Source organism: Cobetia sp. (assembly GCF_983723665.1).
This window is the reverse complement of record NZ_CFDJES010000070.1, coordinates 12877-15666: the sequence shown is the minus strand read 5'-3', so window position 1 is coordinate 15666 and position 2790 is coordinate 12877. Positions and strand designations below refer to the sequence as shown.

General features: G+C 64.8%; 3 protein-coding genes. 2 read left to right on the top strand and 1 reads right to left on the bottom strand.

The genetic code is table 11. The features are described from left to right. The coding region (gene mtnA / locus AC4FAH_RS08830; RefSeq protein ID WP_490245914.1) for an S-methyl-5-thioribose-1-phosphate isomerase at positions 1 to 1142 on the bottom strand (1142 nt) is incomplete at its 3' end. Between the two features lie 225 nt (positions 1143 to 1367). Here mtnA and ubiG point away from each other — a divergent pair. Both ubiG and AC4FAH_RS08820 read left to right on the top strand, forming a co-directional pair. After that, on the top strand, positions 1368 to 2129 hold the full coding sequence (ubiG, locus tag AC4FAH_RS08825; protein ID WP_490245913.1) for a bifunctional 2-polyprenyl-6-hydroxyphenol methylase/3-demethylubiquinol 3-O-methyltransferase UbiG: 762 nt from the start codon (positions 1368 to 1370) through the stop codon (positions 2127 to 2129). Between the two features lie 2 nt (positions 2130 to 2131). Then, positions 2132 to 2790: HAD-IA family hydrolase (locus AC4FAH_RS08820; RefSeq protein ID WP_490245915.1), on the top strand; the 659-nt coding region annotated here is incomplete at its 3' end.

Genomic DNA, 2790 nt, shown 5'->3' with positions numbered 1-2790 from the left:
CTATCGGGCGACTCTACCACGCCATGTTCCGTGACGATGGCATCAATATACTCATGCGGTGTGACATCAAAGACCGGATTGAAGACATCGATGTCCTGCGGCGCGATCTGGCGACCGCCCGCCTCGCGCAGCTCGGCGGCGTCGCGCGTCTCGATGGGGATGTCCGCGCCACTGGCCAGGCTGCCATCGAACGTGGCCAGCGGGGCCACCACCATGACCTTGATGCCATGGGCGCGCGCCTGAACGGCCAGCGAGAAGGTACCGATCTTGTTAGCTGTATCGCCGTTGGCCGCAATGCGGTCCGCGCCGACGATCAACCAGCGCACTCCTTCCGGCGTCCGGGCACCCTGCTGCATGATCAGCGAAGCTGCACCTTCCACGGCCAGACGCGCGGGAATCCTCTCCTGCACCAGCTCCCACGCCGTCAGGCGAGAGCCTTGCCACCAGGGGCGCGTCTCGTTGACATGCACACGGCCGAGAATGCCCTGGGCGTAGGCGGTACGAATCACACCCAACGCCGTGCCGTGGCCGCCGGTGGCCAGCGCGCCGGTATTGCAGTGGGTCATGACCTCGCACCGCGTCTCGCCCTGCGCGAGGGAGGCCGCAATCACCTGGGCGCCAAACTCGGCCATGCGCAGATTGTCGTCCAGATCCTGCTCATGAATGCGTACGGCCTCCTTCAGCAACGCCTCATACGGGGCCTGCGACTGAGTGGCGTGTGCGGCAATCACCTTGCGCATGCGATCCAACGCCCAGAACAGGTTGACCGCTGTCGGGCGCGAGGCAGCCAGCACATCACAGGCACTGGCCAGGCGTGACTGCCAGTCGCCGCCCTCGCGGTTGATGACGAAAGCCTCCAGCGCCACGCCATAGGCGGCGGCGATCCCGATGGCCGGTGCACCGCGGACCACCATGTCGGTAATGGCAGTCGCGACCCCGCGTGCATCCTCGAGCAGCACCTCGCGGGTCTCACCCGGCAGCAGGCGCTGGTCGAGCAGTGCAAGCTTCACCGCCGGCTGAGTGACATCAGAAGTGACATCATGAGTGACGTCAGCGCTGGCATCGGGCGGGGTGCCTGCCGTGTCTTCTTCCCGCGACGCACACTCTTGCTGGCTTACCCAGCGAATCGGAACCAGGCTCATGACCACTCCCCGTTGCTACATGACAATAATGACGACTGGTCATCGCGCGTGGCGCGACGCCCCGCCCCATCGTAACGCAAGTGCCCGTCATGATGAGTTTTTTGCGCTGGACGCTGACCCGCGACGGCAGTCGGATTAGAATGGTGGAATCGTGCCCGAGGGTAAGGTGCCTGTACAGGCCTGCCACTTCCCGAACAGCACTTCCGTAACGGTAAGGATGCAAAGATGAGCGATAACGACACCCAGCAAGATGCCCAGCCCCAGGACCATCTGGGCAATGTCGATGCCAGCGAGATCGCCAAGTTCTCGGCATTGGCCAGTCGCTGGTGGGACCGTGACAGTGAATTCAAGCCGCTGCATGACATCAATCCGTTGCGGGTCGACTATATCGACACCCACGCTGGCCTGGCAGGCAAGCGAGTGATCGACGTCGGCTGCGGTGGCGGCATTCTCTCCGAAGCCATGGCGCATCGTGGCGCCCAGGTGACGGGCATCGACATGGGTGAGGCGCCGCTGTCCGTTGCCCGCCTGCATCAGCTGGAGTCCGGTGTCGAGGTGGACTATCGCCAGACCACCGCCGAAGCCGCCGCAGAAGAGATGGCCGGCCAGTTCGACATCGTCACCTGTCTGGAAATGCTCGAGCACGTGCCGGACCCATCCTCGGTGATCGCGGCCTGCGCACGGCTGGTCAAGCCCGGCGGCATGGTGTTCTTCTCGACCATCAACCGCAATCCCAAGGCGTATGCCTTCGCGATTCTCGGCGCGGAATATGTGCTGCAGATGCTGCCGCGTGGCACCCACGAGTATCGCAAGTTCATCCGTCCGGCCGAGCTGGGGCGCTGGACCCGCGATGCGGGCCTCAAGATGGAAGGCTCCACCGGCATGACCTACAACCCGCTGACGCGCAAATATCGCCTGAATTCCTCCGACCTGACCGTCAACTACCTGATGCACACGCGTCGCGCGACCGAGGAAGAGCTTGCGTGAGCCTGCCGGCAGCGCTACCTCGCCCCGCCGCCTTGATCTTCGATCTCGATGGCACCCTGGTGGACACCGCGCCAGACCTGGCGCGCGCCACCAATGAGCTGCGTCAGCATCACACCCTGCCGGCGCTGGACTACGACGTGATTCGCGCCGAAGTCTCGCATGGTGGCAGCGCTCTGGTGACCCTGGCCCTGGGCCATGAGCTCGATCACCCCGAGCACGCCAGCGAGCGCACTCGCCTGCTGGAATTCTATGCCCGCGATGTCGCGGCGCACAGCGTGCTGTTCCCGGGCTATGACGCCCTGATCGAGGTCTGTCAGCGCGCAGGCCTGCCGTGGGGCATCGTGACCAACAAGCCCCGTCAGTTCGCCGAGCCGCTGATCGCCGCGCTCGAGCTCACGCCCGGCTGCCTGCTGTGTGCCGATGACCTGCCGGTCAAGAAGCCGCATCCAGAGCCTCTGTGGGAGGCGGCACGCTGCCTCGGTGTCGACGCCTCCGAATGCTGGTATCTGGGGGATCACGACCGTGACATGCAGGCGGCGCGTGCGGCGGGCATGCTGGCGGTCGCGGTGCGCTACGGCTATGTCCGTGAGGGCGACGATGTAGACGCCTGGCCTGCCGATGTGTGGTTTGACACCTCGGAAGAAGTCATCAATGCCGCGCT